Origin of the sequence: Roseateles sp., assembly GCF_031397715.1 — a bacterium.
Taxonomy (GTDB): domain Bacteria; phylum Pseudomonadota; class Gammaproteobacteria; order Burkholderiales; family Burkholderiaceae_C; genus Paucibacter_A.
The window spans coordinates 1-16,763 of record NZ_JANNMI010000229.1 but is presented as its reverse complement, the minus strand read 5'-3'; the positions used below and the strand labels follow the sequence as shown (position 1 = coordinate 16,763).

Sequence of the window (16,763 nt, the reverse complement as noted above, 5' to 3'; positions counted from 1 at the left end):
GATGCTGATCGCGCTGCCGCTGGACGCGCAGGCCAATGCGATGCAGGCCCGCGAGTACGCCGACTTTGTGCTGCGCCCGCGCTTGCTGGCCATACCCGGCGTCGCGCAGGTGATTCCGATCGGCGGCGAGGTGCGGCAACTGCGAGTCGAGCCGGACCCGCAGCGCATGGCGCAGCTCGGCGTCTCGCTGAGTCAGATCGAACAGGCGCTGCGCGGCTATGCCGGCAATGCCGGCGGCGGTTTTGTCGACTTGAACAGCCGCGAGTACCTGATTCGCCACCTGGCGCGCAGCAACAAAGTCGAGGATCTGGCCGGCGTCGCGGTGGCCTGGAAAGACGGCCGGCCGGTGCTGCTGGAGCAGGTGGCCGGCGTGCGCTTTGCGGCCGCGGTCAAGCGCGGTGATGCCGGCTATATGGGTGCGCCGGCGGTGATCGTCAGCGTGCAAAAGCAGCCCAGCGCCGACACCGTGCGCCTGAGCGGCCAGATCGAAGCGGCGCTGGCCGAGCTCAAGCAAGGCCTGCCCAAGGGCTTGGCGGCGCCGGTGGTGCTGTTCCGCCAGGCCGACTTCATCCAGGCCTCGATCGGCAATGTCAGCGAGGCGCTGCGCGACGGCGCCATCATGGTGGCGATCGTGCTGTTTGCGTTTTTGCTGTCGGCCCGCACGACGCTGATTTCGCTGATCGCCATTCCGCTGTCTTTGGCGGTGACGGCGCTGGTGTTCCGCTGGCTGGACCAGTCCATCAATGTGATGACGCTGGGCGGGCTGGCGATTGCGATTGGCGAACTGGTTGATGACGCGGTGGTCGATGTGGAGAACATTCTCCGTCGCATGAAAGAGAACCGAGCTTTGGCACAGCCCCGGCCCATCTTGGAGGTGGTGCGCCAAGCCAGCGTTGAGGTGCGCTCCGGCATCGTCTATGCGACCGTCATCGTGGTGCTGGTGTTTGTGCCGCTGTTCGCGCTGCCCGGCATCGAGGGGCGTTTGTTCTCGCCGCTTGGCATCGCCTATATCGTCTCCATCCTGGCCTCGATGCTGGTGTCGATGACGGTGACGCCGGTGCTGTGCACCTACTTGCTGCCGGGCATGAAGCGCCTCGATCATGGCGACAGCCCGCTGGTGCTGAAGCTGAAGGCCTGGGATGCCAAGCTCTTGCACTGGTCGTTCCCGCGGGCGCGCCGGCTGATGGTGGCGGCCGCGCTGGCGGTGGCGGTGGCGGCGGCCAGCGTGCCGTTTTTCCCGCGCGCCTTCTTGCCGGCCTTCAATGAGGGCAGCCTGGTGCTTTCGCTGCTGTTCAATCCGGGTACCTCGCTGGCCGAGTCCAACCGCATGGGCGCGCTGGCGGAACGCTTGATTGCCGAGCTGCCTCAGGTGAGCCAGGTGGGCCGGCGCACCGGCCGGGCGGAACTCGACGAGCATGCCGAGGGCGTGCATTCGACCGAGATCGACGTCGATCTCAAGCGTGATGGCAAGCCGCTGGACCGCGAGTCCGTGATGCAGCAGATACGCGCCCAACTGGCGGTGCTGCCGGCGCAGGTCGCCATCGGCCAGCCGATCTCGCACCGGCTCGACCACCTCTTGTCCGGCGTGCGCGCGCAGATCGCGGTGAAGATCTATGGCGACGACACCGACACCCTGCGCGGCCTGGCCGAGCAACTGCGGGTGGGCCTCACCAGCGTTCCCGGCCTGGTCGACCTGACGGTTGAAAAGCAGGTGCTGATCCCGCAAGTGCTGGTGCGCATAGACCCGCGCCGGCTGGCGCAAACCGGCCTGTCGCCGGGCGAGGCGGTGCGCATTTTGCAAACCCTGACCGACGGCGCGCACGCGGCGCAAATCGTCGACGGCCCGCGCCGCTACGACTTGGTGCTGCGCCTGGCCGATAGTCAGCGCGGCCCGCAGGATCTGGCCCGCATGCTGGTCGAAACGCCGGCCGGCCGCTTGCCGGTGGCCAGCTTCGCGACGGTCGAGGAGGCCGACGGGCCGAACCAGATCGGGCGCGAGAACGGCCGCCGCCGCATCGTCGTCTACGCCAACACCGACGGCGCCGCCGGTACCGATATGGCCCATGTGATCAAAGATATCCGCCAGGTGATCGCCAAGACCAGCCTGCCGGTGGGCAGTTTCATCAGCCTGGAGGGCCAGTTCCAGGCGCAGGAGCAGGCGATGCGGCTGATCGCGGGCTTGTCGCTGGTGTCGCTGACGCTGATGTTCCTGGTGCTGTACTCGCGCTACCGCTCGGCCGTGCTGGCGGCCATCATCATGGCGAATATTCCGCTCGCCCTGATTGGCGCGGTGGCGGCGATGTGGGTGGCCGGCGTCAGCCTGTCGGTGGCGACGCTGGTGGGCTTCATCACGCTGGCCGGCATCGCTACCCGCAACGGCATTCTCAAGCTCAGCCACTACATCAATTTGTGCCAGTTCGAGGGCGAGCGCTTCGATCAGCAAATGATTGTGCGCGGCTCGCTGGAGCGCTTGACGCCGGTCCTGATGACGGCGCTGGTGGCGGCGTTTGCGCTGACGCCGCTGCTGTTTGCCGGCGACGCGCCGGGCAAGGAAATCCTGCATCCGGTCGCGGTGGTGATCTTCGGTGGCTTGATCAGCTCGACCCTGCTCGACACGCTGTTGACGCCGCTGCTGTTCTGGCGGCTGGGTCGAGCGGCCACCGAGCGTTTGCTTGTGGATACTCAGGAGCGCGAAGCGTTCTGATGCAGGTTTCGCGGCGCCACCTGTTGCAAGGCGCCGCACCCGATGGAGTCAATCAAGATGTTGCAAGCAAGACAGTGGGCGCAAGCCCTGGCGGTGGCCTTGAGCGCCCTGGTCATCAACACCGCCGCAGCGCACGGCAGCGCCAAGCCGCAGCATGGCGGCGTGGTGCAGGTCGCTAGCGATGTGAGCTTCGAGCTGGTGCTGCTGGCCGATGGCGCGCTGATCTATTTGCTTGACCATGACGAGCCGCTGAGCTCGGCGGGCATCAGCGGCAAGCTGACCGTGTTGAACGGCGGCGCCAAGTCGGAGGCGGAGATCAAGCCTGCCGGCGACAACAAGCTCGAAGCCCGCGGCATCAAGATTGCCAGCGGCGCCAAGGTGGTGGCCAGCCTGAGCAATGTCGAGGGCAAGGCGGTCACGGTCCGCTTTGCGATCAAATGAGGCCGTTGCTGGCGGTGGCAGCCACCGCGCTGGCCCTGTGCAGTGGGCAAGCAAGGGCCGAGCTGATTGAGATTCAATGGAGCGAGGCCGGCCGCTTTGAGCAAAGCCGGCCCCTCGAAGCCGGCAAATTCCTCGAAGTTTGCGGCAAGCTGGACAAGGCCAAGCCGGTCACCTGGCAGTTCAGCGCCGAGCGAGCGCTGAACTTCAATATCCACTTCCATGAGGGCGAGAAGGTGACTTACCCGGCCAAGGTCGACGGCGCCACCAGCGCTGCCGGTCTGTTGAAGGTGGCGTCCGAGCAGGACTATTGCTGGATGTGGTCGAACAAATCGGGCCATGCGATTGAACTTAAGCTGAGCTTGAGTCGCTGAGGGCATCCCAGTCCCCTGTCCGCGTCCGGCGCTCGCGGAGAAACACGAGACGCAGAGGCCGCAGAGCGACGCGGAGCACGCTGAGATCGGCAAGGCTTTAGTGATGTTCTCTGCGGGCTCTGCGATCCTCGGCTGTTCGCTCAGCGTCCGGTTTGGTTTTTTGTTTCTCATGAGCTTGGGCGGGGAAGGCGACCTGTACCTCCAGGCCGCCCAGCCGCTCACTGCGCCGTGCCTGCAGCGTGGCGCCGTGCAGCTCGGCGATGCGCCGCACGATGGACCAGCCCAGGCCGCTGCCGCTGGCCTCGTGGCCGAGCACGCGGTAGAAGCGCTCGCCCAGGCGCTGCAGCTCGGCGTCCGTCAGGCCGGGGCCGCTGTCGCTCACTTGCACCTGCATGTGGTCGGCCGAGACCGTCAGCTTCACTTCGATGCGCGCGCCGGCCGGGCTGTAGCGCAGCGCGTTGTCGATCAGATTGCGCAGCAGCGCTCGCAGCAAGGGCTCATTGGCGCTGATCTCGGCCGCGTCGATGCCACCCAAATCTAGCGACAGGTCTTGCCTGCGCTGCAGCGCGGCCGGTGCCAGCTCACCGAGCACCTGGCGCAGCAGTACGCTCAAATTAATCGCTAGGCTTGGCGGCCGTTCGCCAGCTTCCAGCCTGGCCAGCGTCAGCAGCTGATCGACCAGGCGGGTGGCGCGGTCGCAGCCAAGCAGGGTTGCTTGCAAGGCATGGCGGCGCAGCTCGGCATCGGGCTCGGCCAGCGCCACCTGCGCTTGCGTGCGGATGGCCGCGATCGGTGTGCGCAGCTCATGCGCGGCGTCGGCGGTGAAGCGGCGTTCGGCTTGCATCATGGAGGCGATGCGCTCGAACAAATCGTTCATCGCTTGCAGCATCGGCGCCATCTCGGTCGGCGTTTGTGCCAAGGCCAGCGGCGCCAGATCGAGCGCCGAGCGCGCCGTCAGCTGGCGCCCCAGTTCGCGCAGCGGCAGGGTGCCGCGCCAGACCGCCCACCACACCACCAGGGCCAGCAAGGGCAGGGCCAAAGCCATCGGCCACAGCACGCCACGCAACACCGCCCACAGGATGGACAAGCGCGAATCAATCTGTTCGCCCACATAGACCTGCACATCGCGCTCGGCCCCGAAGGCGGCAAACACGCGCCAGCGTGTGCCCTCGATCAGGGTGCTGCGCAAGCCCTGGCGAAAGCCCTCGTCGAAGGCAATCATCGGCGTGGCCGGCGCATTGGCCGAGCGCTGCAGCAACTGCCCTTCGTGAAAAACCTGAAACGCGACCTTGTTGGCGTAGCGGTGCAGGGTCGGTGCGTCGACCGGCTCGTCATCCGCCTCGGTATCGCCTTGCTGCTGCGCCACCAACAAGGCGGCCGCCTGCGCGAGGTGACCGTCCAGCAGCTCGTCCAGCTCATGCCTGGCGTCCAGCCAGACCAAGACGCTCAGGCACAGCCAGATCAGCAGCACCAGGCTCAGCACCAGCGCGACCAGCCGGCCTTGCAGGGACGCGGGCTTGCGGGTCTTCATGCCGCCGCCTCGCGCAGCAGCACATAACCGACACCGCGCACGGTCTGTATCAAGTCGGCCCCAAGCTTGCGGCGCAGGTGGTGGATATGCACCTCGACCGCATTGCTGTCGACCTCCTGACCCCAGCTATAGAGCTGCTGCTCCAGCTGTTCACGCGACAGCACGCGGCCGGCCGCCAGCATCAGGGCCTGCAGCAGATCGAATTCGCGCGTCGACAAGCTCACCGCCGCGCCGGCCCGCAGCACCGTGCGGGCGGCGGGGTCGAGCTGCACGTCCTGCGCGCGCAGCAACTCTTGCGGCTGGCCCGCCGAGCGCCGCACCAGCGCACGCAGCCGGGCCCCCAACTCGAACAGATCGACCGGCTTGACCACATAGTCGTCTGCGCCCAGGTCAAGGCCGCGGATCCGCTCCGGCACCGCGTCGCGCGCGGTCAGCACCAAGACCGGCAGCGTCAGCTTGTCGCGGCGCAGGCCGGCCAGCACGTCCAGGCCATCTTTGAGCGGCAGGCCCAGGTCGAGCACGGCGGCAGCGTAACGGTCAGGCTCAGCGCGCAACTCGCGCTCGGCCGCTTGGCCGTCACGCACCCAGTCGACCACAAAGCCTTGCTGGCGCAGGCCGGCACGCAGGCCGTCGCCCAGCAAGGCATCATCTTCGGCAAGCAGGATTCGCATCAGCAATTATTGACCGTGTGCCTGTTCAGTCGTCGTCGCCATCATCGTGCGCGCTGATCGAGGGGCGGTCCTTCAGCGTCGCCGGTGCGCCCTGCCATTGCCAGTACCAAAAGCCCAACACCGCGGCGATCAGCAAAGCGGCCAAGGGGCGCAGGTTTTGCTTGACCAGATCGGGGCCTTTGCCCGGGCTGCGGCCGCTCAGCATCGGGGCTGCATGGTTGTGGCGGCGCAGCAGACTGATGCCGGCAATCAGGCCCAGATGGCCCAAGACCACGGCCAGCGTGGCGTTGCCAAGTGTCTCGTGCACTTCCTCCAGCAATTCTTCCAAACGGTTGCCTGACAACCACTCCAGCTCCAGCCCCATGCCGCTCAGCGCGGCCAGCAAGGCAAAACCGAGCAGCGCGACGATCAGCAAGGTGTTGAGGCCTTGGTAGCTGGCCAGCAGATTGCCGCGCCCTTGCGACCAGGCGCGCAGCTGCTGCGGCAGGCCGCGCAGCTTGCTGGCCCAGGCGGCCAGGCCGACACGCTTGGGGCCGAACAAGCCCCAGACCAGCCGGGTCAGCACCAGGCCGAGCACGGTGTAGCCCAGCGTGATGTGGAGCAGATGCCAGCGCTCGCTCTCGGCGCTCAGGTAGGCACCGCTGAAGCTGAAGGCCAGCAGCCAATGCAGCGCCCGGGTCGGTGCGTCGATGACGCGGCGACTGGGCGGCCGGCCGGGTGCGGCCTGGGAAAGTTCATTTGGGGATGCGGATGCGGTGTTCATTGAAGTCTCCTTGTTCGGCGGTGGTGTGGCAGGCCGCGCAGTTGGCGGCGCTCTTGATGCTGGCGCGTTGCCAGGTCGCGGCCGGCACTTCGTCGTGCTTGCGGACAAACCAGGCCGAGCGGGTGATGCGGTCGGCCGGCGGCGCTGCGCTGCCGACGCGCTGGTAGGTGCCGGCCTTGGCCGTCAGCCAGCGGCTCAACTCGCTGACGGTGGCCGGGTCCAGCGAGGCGTCGCTGCCGAAATGCTTGGGCAGGGTGGCCATCAGACGCTGCCAGGATGCTGCCGGCAGCATGCCGGGCGGGTAGGCCAGATGGCAGGCCGCGCATTCTTGCTGGTACTTGGGCAACAAGGGGATGGCCGGGCCGCGCCGGCCGTCGTCATCGGCACGGGCAGCGCCGGCGGCCAGCAGACTCAGGGTCAAAAATAGCCAATTCTTCATGGGGAGAGTTTCCTCAGGGTTTGAGCGTGATCAGCCAGGCCAGCACATCGGCCTTCTCGGCCGGGCTGCATTCGCGCCTCAGCACATCTTTGCAGTTACGTCTGAACCATTTCTCGACCTTGGCCGGGTCGCTGAAGCGCTTCGGGTTGAAGGCCGGTGCCAGTGCTTCAATCGCCTTGCCGGTGCCGGCATGCCGACCTGCCCCGGTGGGCAGCGCGTGATGGCATGACGCGCAGCTCCATTCGCCGCCTTGGGTGGTGGTGAAGAGCTGTTGGCCGCGTCCGCTGTCTGAGGCGCGGCCGGCTTGGGCGCTGTAGCCGGCCAGCAAATCGGCGGGAGCGGCGCAGGCGGCTGTGGCGGCCAGCCAGAGCAGGCAAGCGATGGCGATGGGAGTGCGCTTATTCATGGCTGCATCTTGCGTTTGCCACCTTAGGGCATTCTTAAGGTGCTGCTTTGCGCTGCTTTGCGCTGCTTTGCGCTGCATCAGCCGCTAGCTTTGGCGCCGGCAGAGAATGATTGCATGACCGATGCCGACCCCGCTGACCGCACTTCCCCGCCCGACGGCTTGAGCCGGGCAACGGCCGCCAAGCGCCTGCTTGAGGACGGTCCCAATCTGCTCAGCCCGCCGCACAAGCGCACGCTTTGGCACATCCTGGCCGACTTGATCCGCGAGCCGATGTTGCAGCTGCTGTTGGCCGCCGGCGCCATCTATCTGCTGCTCGGAGATCGCGGCGAGGCGCTGATGCTGCTGGCGTTTGTGTTGCTGTCGGTGATCATCAGCGTCAGCCAGGAGCAGCGCACCGAGCGCGTGCTGGAGGCGCTGCGCGACCTGACCAGCCCCCGGGCGCTGGTGATTCGTGACGGCCAGACCGAGCGGATCGCCGGCCGCGAGCTGGTACGCGGTGATCTGCTCTTGTTGGCCGAGGGCGACCGCGTTGGCGCCGATGCGCTGCTGCTGCAGGCGAATGACTTGCAATGCGATGAATCGCTGCTCAGCGGCGAGTCACTGCCGGTGGACAAGCAGGCCGTTGAGGCCGGCCACCCCGCAGACGAGCAGAACCTGGTCTTCGCCGGCTCGCTGGTGGTGGGCGGCCAAGCCAGGGCGCAAGTCACGGCCACCGGGCCGCGCAGCGAGATCGGCAAGATCGGCAAGTCGTTGCTTGAGATAGCCGCGCCGCCGACGCCGCTGAATCTGCAAACCCGCCACTTGATGCGCATTTTTTCGGTGCTGGGCTTGAGCCTGAGCGCGGCCCTGGTATTGATCTATGGTTTGACGCGGGGTGATTGGTTGGCCGGCTTGCTGGCGGGCATCACGCTGGCGATGTCGATGTTGCCGCAGGAGTTCTTGCTGATTCTGACCGTCTTCATGGCGATGGGCGCCTGGCGGCTGTCGCGCCAGCGGGTGTTGAGCCGGCGCTCCGCGACGATTGAGACCCTGGGCTCGGCCACGGTGCTGTGCACCGACAAGACCGGCACGCTGACGGCCAACAAGATGGCGGTGGCCGCGCTGAGCGTGCCGCTGGCGGAGGCGGGCGGCCTGCGCCAGTGGGCGATGGAGCAGGGTCAGGCCTTGCCGACTGAGTTCCATGCGCTGCTGGAGTTCGCCGTGCTGGCCAGCGAGCGAGATCCCTTTGACCCGATGGAGCGCGCCTTGGTCGAGCTGGGGCAAGCGCAATTGCCGGCCACGGCCTTGCATCCGGCCTGGCGCATGTTGCATGAATACGCGCTCAGCCCGGCCTTGCCGGCGATGACCCATGTCTGGCGGGCCGAGGCTGCTGAGCCGGTGGTGGCGATCAAGGGTGCCGTCGAGACGGTCTTGGCACTCTGCCGGCTGAGCGGCGCGGCGAGCCAGGCCTTGACGCAGCAAGCCGAGGCGATGGCGGCGCGCGGTCTGCGGGTGTTGGCGGTGGCAAAGGCGCGCTGGCCGGCGCCGGCAGGGGCGGCCGGGGCGGCGTGGCCGGCCGACCCCAGCGGTTTTGCGTTCGAGTTGCTGGGCCTGTGCGCTTTTGCCGACCCCTTGCGGCCCGAGGTGCCGGCGGCGATTGCCGAATGCCGCGCCGCCGGGCTGCGGGTCTTGATGGTCACCGGCGACCATCCGGCCACGGCGATGGCGATTGCTGCCCAAGCCGGTTTGGTGAATAGCGAGGCGGCGCTGACCGGCCCCGAGATGGCCGCGCTGAGTGCGGCTGAGTTGGGCCGCGAGGTGCAGACGCGCCATGTCTTCGCGCGCATCCGGCCCGAGCAAAAGCTCGCCCTGGTGGAGGCGCTGAAGGCACAGGGCGAGGTGGTGGCGATGACCGGCGACGGCGTCAATGACGCGCCCTCGCTGAAGGCCGCCCATATCGGCATCGCAATGGGCGGGCGCGGCAGCGATGTGGCGCGCGAGGCGGCCAGCCTGGTGCTGCTGGATGACAACTTCGGCGCAATAGTGCAAGCGGTGCGGCTGGGGCGGCGCATTTTTGACAATTTGCGCAAGGCGATGGCCTTTGTGCTGGCCGTGCATGTGCCGATCGCCGGCCTGTCCTTGTTGCCGCTGCTGCTGGGCTGGCCGCTGATGCTGTCGCCGGTGCATATCGCCTTTCTGGAGTTGCTGATCGACCCGGTTTGCTCGCTGGTGTTCGAGGCCGAGCCCGAGGAGGCCGATGTGATGGCGCGGCCGCCGCGCGACCCGGCCGCGCCCTTGTTCTCGCGCGGCGTGCTGGGCTGGAGCTTGTTGCAAGGGGTGTTGGTGCTGGCGGTGGTGGGCGGTTGGTTCTATGCCTTGCTGGCCCAGGGCATAGCTGCCGAGCTGGCGCGGGCGCTGACCTTTGTGGCGTTGGTGGCCAGCAATGTGGCCCTGATCCTGGCCAACCGCAGCTTTGCCGGCCCGCTCTTGAAAGCCTGGCTGCGCCCCAACCGCATGCTCGGCTGGGTGCTGGCGGCGACGGCCCTATTGCTGGCGCTGGTGCTGGGCTTGGCGCCGCTGCGCGCGGTGTTTCGCTTCGAGCTGCCGCCGGCCGAACTCTTGGCCGCCGCCCTGGCGATTGGCGTCGCGGTCTTGCTGCTGCTGGAGGGGCTGAAACGCCTGTTGCTGCCGAGCAGCCAGCGCGCTCCGGGCTCAATCGTGTGACTTCTTCATACGCTGCAAGCAGTCAAATCAAGCATTGAGCACCGAGGTGCGGCACACTGCAGCCTTGGCGTTTTAGGGCGATATGTACAAGCAGCGACGCGTTTTTTGCCTGGGGCTGTCGACGGCTCTACTGACCGCGAGCCGCCCGGCGGCTGCGGACGGGCGGCCACGCCTGCGCATCTTGGCGTGGCCCGGCTACGCCGAGCCCGAGATCATCAAGAGCTTTGAGCAACGCACCGGCGCCCAGATTGATTTGACGCTGATCGACTCCGACCTCGACCTGTGGCAGAAGATGAACGCCAAGCAGGGCCTGAACTTCGATGTTTTTGCCGTCAACACCGCCGAGCTGCAGCGCTATGTCCAGCAAGGCTTGGTGGCCAATCTGGAGACCGGGCTGATTCCCAATCTGACCCGGCAACTGCCGCGCTTTCGCAAACCCGGGGCCATTCCCGGCATCGTCGCGGGCAAGGAGCTTGTCGGCGTGCCCTTTGCCTATGCCGAAATGGGCCTGATCTATGACCGCAAGCGGTTGCCGCAGCCGCCTGAATCCATCGCCGCGCTGTGGGACAAGCAGCTCAGCGGCCGCGTGATTGCCTACAACGGCGGCACGCACAACTTCTCCTTGGCCGCGCAGGCGCTGGGCCTGCCGGCGCCGTTCAAGTTGGCGGAGCATGCTTGGCTGCCGGCGGTGGAAAAGTTGATCGCCTTGCGGCGCAATGCGGGCGGTTTTTACACCCAGCCGGAGGAATCGGTGGCCTTGTTCAAGAGCCGGCAAGCGGCGCTGATGTTCGCCAATTTTGGCCGCCAGCAATTGCTCTTGCTGAAGGCGGCCGGCGTCGATGCGGCCTATCTGATTCCCAAGGACGGGGCGTTGGCTTGGTTGGACTGCTGGGTGATCGCGCGTGCCACGCAGAATTCCGGACTCGCGCATGCCTGGATCAACCATCTGCTTGACGAACCCGCCAGCCGCCTGCTGACCAGCCGGCAAGGGCTGGGCAGCACGACCCAGGAATCGGCCGACTACCGGGCCGACGACAAGCTGATCTGGCTGCAACCGGTGGAAAGTGAGGAGCGCCGCAACCGGCTATGGCACCGGATTGTTTCGGGCGACCGTTTGGCCAAGGTGCTGGCGTTATGAAGTACGGCATTGCCCTCAAGCTGGGCGTCTTGCTGGCGCTGGTGGGCGTGGTGGCGGCGGGCTTGAGCGGCTTATATGCCTATCAAGCCAGCCGCGAGATCTTGCTTGAATCGGCCCGCCAGGAGTTGCTGACCTCGACCCGGGTGCTGGCGCGCCGCATCATACTCAACCGCGAGGAAATCACCCGCAATTTGCAGGTGCTGGCCACGCACCCGGCCGCGCTGCAGGTCTTGGCGGTGGGAGCTGAGCAGGGCGACCAAGTCGGCGAGCGGGCGGCGGCGGCCGATCAAATGGCCACCCTGTTCAGCCAGTTCATGCTGGCCAACCCGGCCTATTTCCAGCTGCGCCTGATCTCGGCCAGCGACTTTGGGCTGGAGCGGGTGCGGGTGGATCAGCAGTCGGCGGGCTTGATCCGGGTCAGCGGCGACGAGCTGCAGGAGAAGGGTCATTTTGACTATGTGGTGGACACGCTGAAGCTGGCCGCCGGTCAAACCTATCTGTCGCGCATCAGCATCAACCATGAGCGCGGCGCCAATGCCGGCCAGGAGCAACCCACCTTGCAACTGGCAATGCCGGTGCGGGCCGAAGGCGCTGCAATGGCGGCCGGTCTGATCGTCGTCAACATCGACCTGAACGGCATGTTCGCGCTGCTGCAGACCGATCTGCCGAGCGGCTTTCAGTTGTTTCTGGCGAATGGCGAGGGCGACATCCTGATTCATCCCGATGCCACCAAGACATTCGGCTTCGACCGCGGCCGCCGCGCCTTGATCCAAGACGAAATTGGGCAGGCGGCCGATGTGGTCAGCGGCAAGCTCGATGCGGCCGTGTTTGAAGCGCGCGAGCACGACTACGCCAATGCGCCCATGGTGGTGGCCTTTATCGGCCAACCCATCAAGGTTCACTCAAATGAAAGCCGTATGGTGCTGGGTCTGGCCCAGCCGCTCGCCGAGATTCTGGCGCGCAGCCAGCCCTTGGCGCGGGACTTGTTGCAAATCGTGTCCCTGTTGTGCCTGCTCTGCCTGGGCCTGGCGGTCGGTTTGGCACGTGCGATCACGCGGCCCATCAATGCCGTCAGCGTGGCGGCGCAGCGCTTTGCCGAGGGTCAGCCGCCCGGGCCCCTGCCGCTGGAGCGCAAGGACGAAATCGGCAGCTTGGCGCGCAATTTTGCGCAGATGCAAGGCCAGATCACCGAGCAAGTGGCCGACCTGCTGCGCAAGCAAGAAGCACTTGAGCACTTGGCCCAGCACGATATATTGACCGGCCTGCCGAATCGGCGCTTGCTGGAAGAGCGGCTGGACAGCGCCATCGCTTACGCGCGCCGCCATGGTGGCGGAGTCTGCGTGCTGTTCATTGACCTGGATCGCTTCAAGCTGCTGAATGACCGCTACGGCCATGACGCCGGCGATGCGGTCTTGAAGATCGTTGCCGAACGTCTGCTGGGCATGATGCGCGAGGTGGACACGGTGGCCCGGCTGGGCGGCGATGAATTTGTGGTGCTGCTGGATGCGCAGACCAGCATGGACCATGTGCTGGCGATTGCCGACAAGCTCTTGAATGGCCTGACCGCGCCGATTTCCTACCAAGGCCAGGAGCTGGCGCTGGGTGCCAGCATAGGCATCGGTCGTTACCCGCAAGACGGCCAGACCCGTGCCGAAATCATGGTCAAGGCCGACCAGGCGATGTACGAGGCCAAGGCGGTCGGTCAGGGCGGGGTGCGCGTAATCGACTCAGCCGCGTCGGCGGGTGTGCAGCCAGCTCTCAAGTGTGTAGATCAGCAGCGCCGCCCAGATCAAGGCGAAGCCTAGCAAGCGTGAGGCCTGCAGCGGCTCATGAAACAGCCACACGCCGAGCATGAACTGCAGCGACGGCGAGATGTATTGCAACAGGCCCAGCGTCGCCATCGGGATGCGCCGCGCGCCGGCGGCGAATAGCAAAAGCGGGATCGCGGTCAGCGGGCCGGCAAATAACAACCAGCCCATCGTCGCGACTTCGCCCTGCTTGACGGCCGCCGAAATGGCGCTCTGGCCGGTCCAGGTCCACCAGCCCAATGCCGCGACAGCAATCGGCGCCAGCAGCAGGGTTTCCAGCGTCAGCCCTTCCAAGGCGCCCAGCTTGGCGATCTTGCGCAGCAGGCCATAAAAACCAAAGCTGATCGCCAGCACCAGCGCCACCCAGGGCAGGCGGCCGGTTTGCAGCGTCAGCCACAAGACCCCGGCGGCGGCCATACCCACCGCCGCCCATTGCAGGCGGCGCGGGCGCTCATGTAAAAACACATAACCCAAGCCCACATTGACCAGCGGGTTGATGAAGTAGCCCAGGCTGGCGTCCAGCACATGGTCGGTTTGCACGGCCCAGACGTAGACCACCCAGTTCACCGACAAAAGCAAGGCCGACAGCATGAAGGCCGCCAGCACCTTTGGGGTGCGACGCAGCTCCCCCAACCAGGCCCAGCGCTTCGTGAAAGCCAGGATCCCCAGCATGAAGACCAGGCACCACAGCGTGCGGTGCATCACCACCTCCAGTGAGGGCACCTGTGCGATCTGCTTGAAGTAGAGCGGGAACAAACCCCAGGCCAGATAGGCAAGGGCGGCGTAGATGATGCCGCGGTTCATGTTTGGGGCGAGGACGAGGACGGGAATGTGCTCATGGGCCCATTGTCGGTGCAGCATTTTTAAGAAGTTGCCACTCACCGCCCAGCGGTGCGTGTAGCAGCAGCGCCGCGCCGGTGACGGGATGGCTGAGGGCCAACTCCAGGCCATGCAGCCACAGGCGGTTCAGGCCCAGGTGCGCCGCCACGGCGCGGTTGTGCGCGCCCTTGCCATGGGTGGCGTCGCCGATGATGGGGTGGGCGATGTGCTTCAGGTGGCGGCGAATTTGGTGGCGTCGGCCGGTCAGCGGGCAGGCCTCGATCAGCGCGTAGCGGCTGCTGGCAAAGCGGCCGTCGACGCTGAACGGCCATTCGATCTGCGCCAGACATTGCCAGTCGGTGCGCGCGCTCAACTGGGTTTGGCCAGCCGAGGGCAGTTCGGGGTCGCGTGCCAGTGGGTGTTCGATCACGCCGCTGGCCGCCGCGGGCCAGCCGCGCACCAGCGCCAGGTAGCGCTTGCGCGCGCGGCCCTGCTCGAAGGCTTGGCCCAGCAGCGACGCAATCTCGGCGCTGAGCGCAAACAGCAGCAGCCCCGAAGTGCCTTTGTCGAGCCGATGGGCCGGCCAGACCTGGCGCCCCAGTTGATCGCGCAGCATCTGCAAGGCGAATTGCTGCGCGTGGGCGTCCAGCGCCGTGCGGTGCACCAGCAGGCCGGCCGGCTTGTTGATGGCGACGAGGTGCTCGTCGATGTGGATGATTTGCAACATATGCGTTTGTGATGTTTGACCCATGCGAGGGGTCGCCGCCCTATGAGAGTGCCAATTTACACAGATGTCGCCGATACCCCATTCAGGGGGTATGGCGGGAATGCGCGGGTGCCGAAAGAATGCTGTCACACGCCTTGCGCATCATGCGAAGTGTGTGTGATTGAACTGTCTGAACAAACTGCTTGGAGCCCGTCATGCCTAAAGTTTTCCGCGTTGGATATCGCTCGCCCTTGGTCAGCGGCGTGGCTTGGGCCTTGATGCTGATGGGCCTGCTCGGCCTGGGCTATTTCGGTTATCTGTTCGGTCAGATGAGCGGTTTTGCGAAAGCCGGTCACAGCTGGTTCTTGATTGTCGGCCAGGCCTTGCTGATGGTGGCGTCGGCCGCGTCCATCGCCGCCGGGCAAGGCATGTTGCGCCGCTTTGAATGGGGTCGCCGCTTGTCTTTGGGTCTGCTGGCGCTGATCTTGTTGTCACTGCCGGTGCTGCCTTGGGTGAGTGGCTCGCCCTTGATGCTCGGTGTGGCCTGCTTGGCCTTAAGTGCCGGCCTGCTGTGGGCCCTGCGGGAGCTGAACTCGATGTTGGTGCGTCAGGAATTTGCCTGATCCATCAGCCGATATCGCCGTCGATATAGAACCACACGCCACCAGCGCGCTCGAAGCGGCTGGTCTCGCTCAGCCGGTAGGCCCGGCCGCCCAGCTTGCTGCGGGCCACAAACGCCACCAAAGCATGTTCAGCATCTTGCCGAACATGCTTTTTTACTTGCAGACCCAGCCATTGCAAACCCGGCTCATTCGAAGTCAATGTGGTGGGTCGGGTGCTGGGGTGCCAAGTCGCCAGAAGATAGTCCAACAAGTCCAACACATAGGCGCTGTAGCGCGAGCGCATCAGCGCTTCGGCATCGGGCGCAGTCAACTCACCTGTAGCGGCAAATTGGTGGTGAATGCGACCGCAGCATTGCCCGTAGTTGAACGGGCGGCCGCATGGGCAGGGGCTCTGCTTGTCAGTGGTAGTCATCTTCAAGTTGATGTCGAAGGGCCAGAATGTTGACGCGCTCGCCGCCGTCGATCTCGTACAGCGCCACATAGCCGCCGCGCCGGAACGGGATCAGCAGCTCGCGCAGAAACGGGTTGGATGGCGCGCAAGTGGCCTTGCGGAAGATGAAGGGCGAGCGCGTCAGATGGACCTCGATCTCGCTGCGGATGGTGTCCAACGCTTCTTGGGCGGCGTCAAAGTCCTCCGCCGTTTGGGCTTGGTCGAGCAGGTAGTCGAATAGGCGCAGCAGGTCGGAGCGCGCCTCATCGGTGTAATGGACGGTAAAGCTCACCCCAGAACTCGCTTGCGCCTCGCATCGAGCCGGGTCTGTAGCTCAAGATGAACCTCGGCCGACGGGTGATAGACACCGCTGCGCTTGGCTGCGATGCCTGCCTGCAGACCACGGGCGATGAACTGGGCCTGCGTCTGGCGGCGGTGAATGGTTTCACGCATCGCGGTTTCGATCAGGCTGCTCAGCGTCTCGCCCTCGCGCAGCACAGCTTCGGCCGCCTCACGTAAATCGGCTTGGACACGCAGCGAGGGCAGGGTGGCGGTTTTCATGGCTTTGAGTTGAGTTGAGTTGAGTTGCGTTGCATTTGCGATTCGATGCGCCAGTGTAGATCAAAAAGTCTGCAAGCAATTGCCTCTCTAAAATGCCCAGATGAACCTGCCCCCGCAAGACGATCTGTTCTCCCCCGCGCCCAGTGATGCCGACGCCTCCGGCCTGCTCAAGCACCTCAACCCCGAGCAATACGCGGCCGTCACCGCGCCGGCCGAGCCCTGCTTGATCCTGGCCGGCGCCGGCTCGGGCAAGACCCGCGTGCTGACCACCCGCATCGCCTGGCTGCTGCAGACGGCCCAAGTCACGCCCGCCGGCGTGATGGCGGTGACCTTCACCAACAAGGCGTCGAAGGAGATGCTGACCCGCTTGACCGCCATGCTGCCGGTCAATGTGCGCGGCATGTGGATAGGCACTTTCCACGGCCTGTGCAACCGCTTCCTGCGCGCACATTGGAAGTTAGCGGGCCTGCCGCAGGGCTTTCAGATCCTGGACAGCGCCGACACCGTCTCGGCCATCAAGCGGGTGATCCGCGCGATGAAGCTGGACGAGGAGCGCTTTGTGCCCAAGCAGGTCGGCTGGTTCATTGCCGGCGCCAAGGAGGAGGCCCAGCGCCCCGGCGATATCGAGCCACGCGACGAGCAGACCAAG

18 protein-coding genes are annotated in these 16,763 nt (G+C 65.8%); 8 read left to right on the top strand and 10 right to left on the bottom strand.

All coding sequences use genetic code 11. The features are described from left to right. From RMO57_RS09865 to RMO57_RS09855, 3 genes are all read left to right on the top strand, one after another. Nucleotides 1-2,704: efflux RND transporter permease subunit (locus RMO57_RS09865; protein ID WP_310386158.1), on the top strand; the 2,704-nt coding region annotated here is incomplete at its 5' end. Nucleotides 2,705-2,761: 57 nt separating this feature from the next. Continuing rightward, nucleotides 2,762-3,145 carry a hypothetical protein gene (locus tag RMO57_RS09860; RefSeq protein ID WP_310386157.1) on the top strand — a complete coding sequence of 128 codons (384 nt, stop codon included), beginning with the start codon at nt 2,762-2,764 and terminating at the stop codon, nt 3,143-3,145. After that, nucleotides 3,142-3,516 carry a hypothetical protein gene (locus RMO57_RS09855; protein WP_310386155.1) on the top strand — a complete coding sequence of 125 codons (375 nt, stop codon included), beginning with the start codon at nt 3,142-3,144 and terminating at the stop codon, nt 3,514-3,516. The genes RMO57_RS09860 and RMO57_RS09855 overlap by 4 nt, the downstream gene beginning before the upstream one ends. A 97-nt stretch (nt 3,517-3,613) precedes the next feature. Here the strand turns inward: RMO57_RS09855 and RMO57_RS09850 are convergent, their stop codons facing one another. From RMO57_RS09850 to RMO57_RS09830, 5 genes are read right to left on the bottom strand one after another with little or no spacing between them, the layout of a single operon-like run. Further along, the gene (locus RMO57_RS09850; RefSeq protein WP_310386153.1) at nt 3,614-5,047 is read right to left on the bottom strand and encodes an ATP-binding protein; all 1,434 of its coding nucleotides are present in this window, start codon (nt 5,045-5,047) and stop codon (nt 3,614-3,616) included. Beyond that, complete coding sequence (locus RMO57_RS09845; RefSeq protein ID WP_310386151.1) at nt 5,044-5,718, bottom strand: response regulator transcription factor; 675 nt, start codon at nt 5,716-5,718, stop codon at nt 5,044-5,046. Before RMO57_RS09845 ends, RMO57_RS09850 begins: the two co-directional genes overlap by 4 nt. Before the next feature lie 25 nt (nt 5,719-5,743). After that, nucleotides 5,744-6,481 (bottom strand): cytochrome b/b6 domain-containing protein, encoded by a 738-nt coding sequence (locus tag RMO57_RS09840; RefSeq protein ID WP_310386149.1) that lies wholly within the window; start codon nt 6,479-6,481, stop codon nt 5,744-5,746. Beyond that, a complete protein-coding gene (locus tag RMO57_RS09835; RefSeq protein WP_310386147.1) occupies nt 6,453-6,920 on the bottom strand; it encodes a diheme cytochrome c in 468 nt (155 codons plus the stop codon). The genes RMO57_RS09840 and RMO57_RS09835 overlap by 29 nt, the downstream gene beginning before the upstream one ends. Nucleotides 6,921-6,933: 13 nt before the next feature. Further along, nucleotides 6,934-7,326: a DUF1924 domain-containing protein gene (locus tag RMO57_RS09830; protein ID WP_310386146.1), complete on the bottom strand. Its 393-nt coding sequence runs from the start codon at nt 7,324-7,326 to the stop codon at nt 6,934-6,936. Between the two features lie 114 nt (nt 7,327-7,440). Here RMO57_RS09830 and RMO57_RS09825 point away from each other — a divergent pair, with 114 nt between their 5' ends. The 3 genes from RMO57_RS09825 (at nt 7,441) to RMO57_RS09815 (ending at nt 12,972) form a co-directional block, all read left to right on the top strand. Further along, on the top strand, nt 7,441-10,029 hold the full coding sequence (locus RMO57_RS09825; RefSeq protein ID WP_310386144.1) for a cation-translocating P-type ATPase: 2,589 nt from the start codon (nt 7,441-7,443) through the stop codon (nt 10,027-10,029). Between the two features lie 82 nt (nt 10,030-10,111). Continuing rightward, nucleotides 10,112-11,167: an ABC transporter substrate-binding protein gene (locus RMO57_RS09820; RefSeq protein WP_310386142.1), complete on the top strand. Its 1,056-nt coding sequence runs from the start codon at nt 10,112-10,114 to the stop codon at nt 11,165-11,167. Then, nucleotides 11,164-12,972 (top strand): diguanylate cyclase domain-containing protein, encoded by a 1,809-nt coding sequence (locus RMO57_RS09815; protein ID WP_310386139.1) that lies wholly within the window; start codon nt 11,164-11,166, stop codon nt 12,970-12,972. Before RMO57_RS09820 ends, RMO57_RS09815 begins: the two co-directional genes overlap by 4 nt. On the opposite strand, the gene rarD is transcribed toward RMO57_RS09815, so the two are convergent. Both rarD and RMO57_RS09805 read right to left on the bottom strand, forming a co-directional pair. Further along, on the bottom strand, nt 12,895-13,779 hold the full coding sequence (rarD, locus tag RMO57_RS09810) for an EamA family transporter RarD (RefSeq protein ID WP_310386160.1): 885 nt from the start codon (nt 13,777-13,779) through the stop codon (nt 12,895-12,897). The two genes, RMO57_RS09815 and rarD, sit on opposite strands and share 78 nt — an antisense overlap. Before the next feature lie 31 nt (nt 13,780-13,810). Continuing rightward, the gene (locus RMO57_RS09805; RefSeq protein ID WP_310386137.1) at nt 13,811-14,545 is read right to left on the bottom strand and encodes a pseudouridine synthase; all 735 of its coding nucleotides are present in this window, start codon (nt 14,543-14,545) and stop codon (nt 13,811-13,813) included. Between the two features lie 170 nt (nt 14,546-14,715). On the opposite strand from RMO57_RS09805, the gene RMO57_RS09800 reads away from it, so the two are divergent. Next, nucleotides 14,716-15,123 carry a hypothetical protein gene (locus tag RMO57_RS09800; protein WP_310386133.1) on the top strand — a complete coding sequence of 136 codons (408 nt, stop codon included), beginning with the start codon at nt 14,716-14,718 and terminating at the stop codon, nt 15,121-15,123. A gap of 4 nt (nt 15,124-15,127) precedes the next feature. Here RMO57_RS09800 and RMO57_RS09795 read toward each other — a convergent pair whose 3' ends face one another. Genes RMO57_RS09795 through RMO57_RS09785 form a run of 3 tightly spaced genes read right to left on the bottom strand, consistent with a single transcriptional unit; the run spans nt 15,128 to nt 16,114 of the window. Next, nucleotides 15,128-15,535 (bottom strand): YchJ family protein, encoded by a 408-nt coding sequence (locus RMO57_RS09795; RefSeq protein WP_310386132.1) that lies wholly within the window; start codon nt 15,533-15,535, stop codon nt 15,128-15,130. Beyond that, complete coding sequence (locus RMO57_RS09790; RefSeq protein ID WP_310386130.1) at nt 15,522-15,845, bottom strand: type II toxin-antitoxin system RelE/ParE family toxin; 324 nt, start codon at nt 15,843-15,845, stop codon at nt 15,522-15,524. Before RMO57_RS09790 ends, RMO57_RS09795 begins: the two co-directional genes overlap by 14 nt. Further along, nucleotides 15,842-16,114: a YlcI/YnfO family protein gene (locus RMO57_RS09785; RefSeq protein WP_310386128.1), complete on the bottom strand. Its 273-nt coding sequence runs from the start codon at nt 16,112-16,114 to the stop codon at nt 15,842-15,844. Before RMO57_RS09785 ends, RMO57_RS09790 begins: the two co-directional genes overlap by 4 nt. A 100-nt stretch (nt 16,115-16,214) precedes the next feature. On the opposite strand from RMO57_RS09785, the gene RMO57_RS09780 reads away from it, so the two are divergent. Further along, nucleotides 16,215-16,763: UvrD-helicase domain-containing protein (locus RMO57_RS09780; protein ID WP_310386126.1), on the top strand; the 549-nt coding region annotated here is incomplete at its 3' end.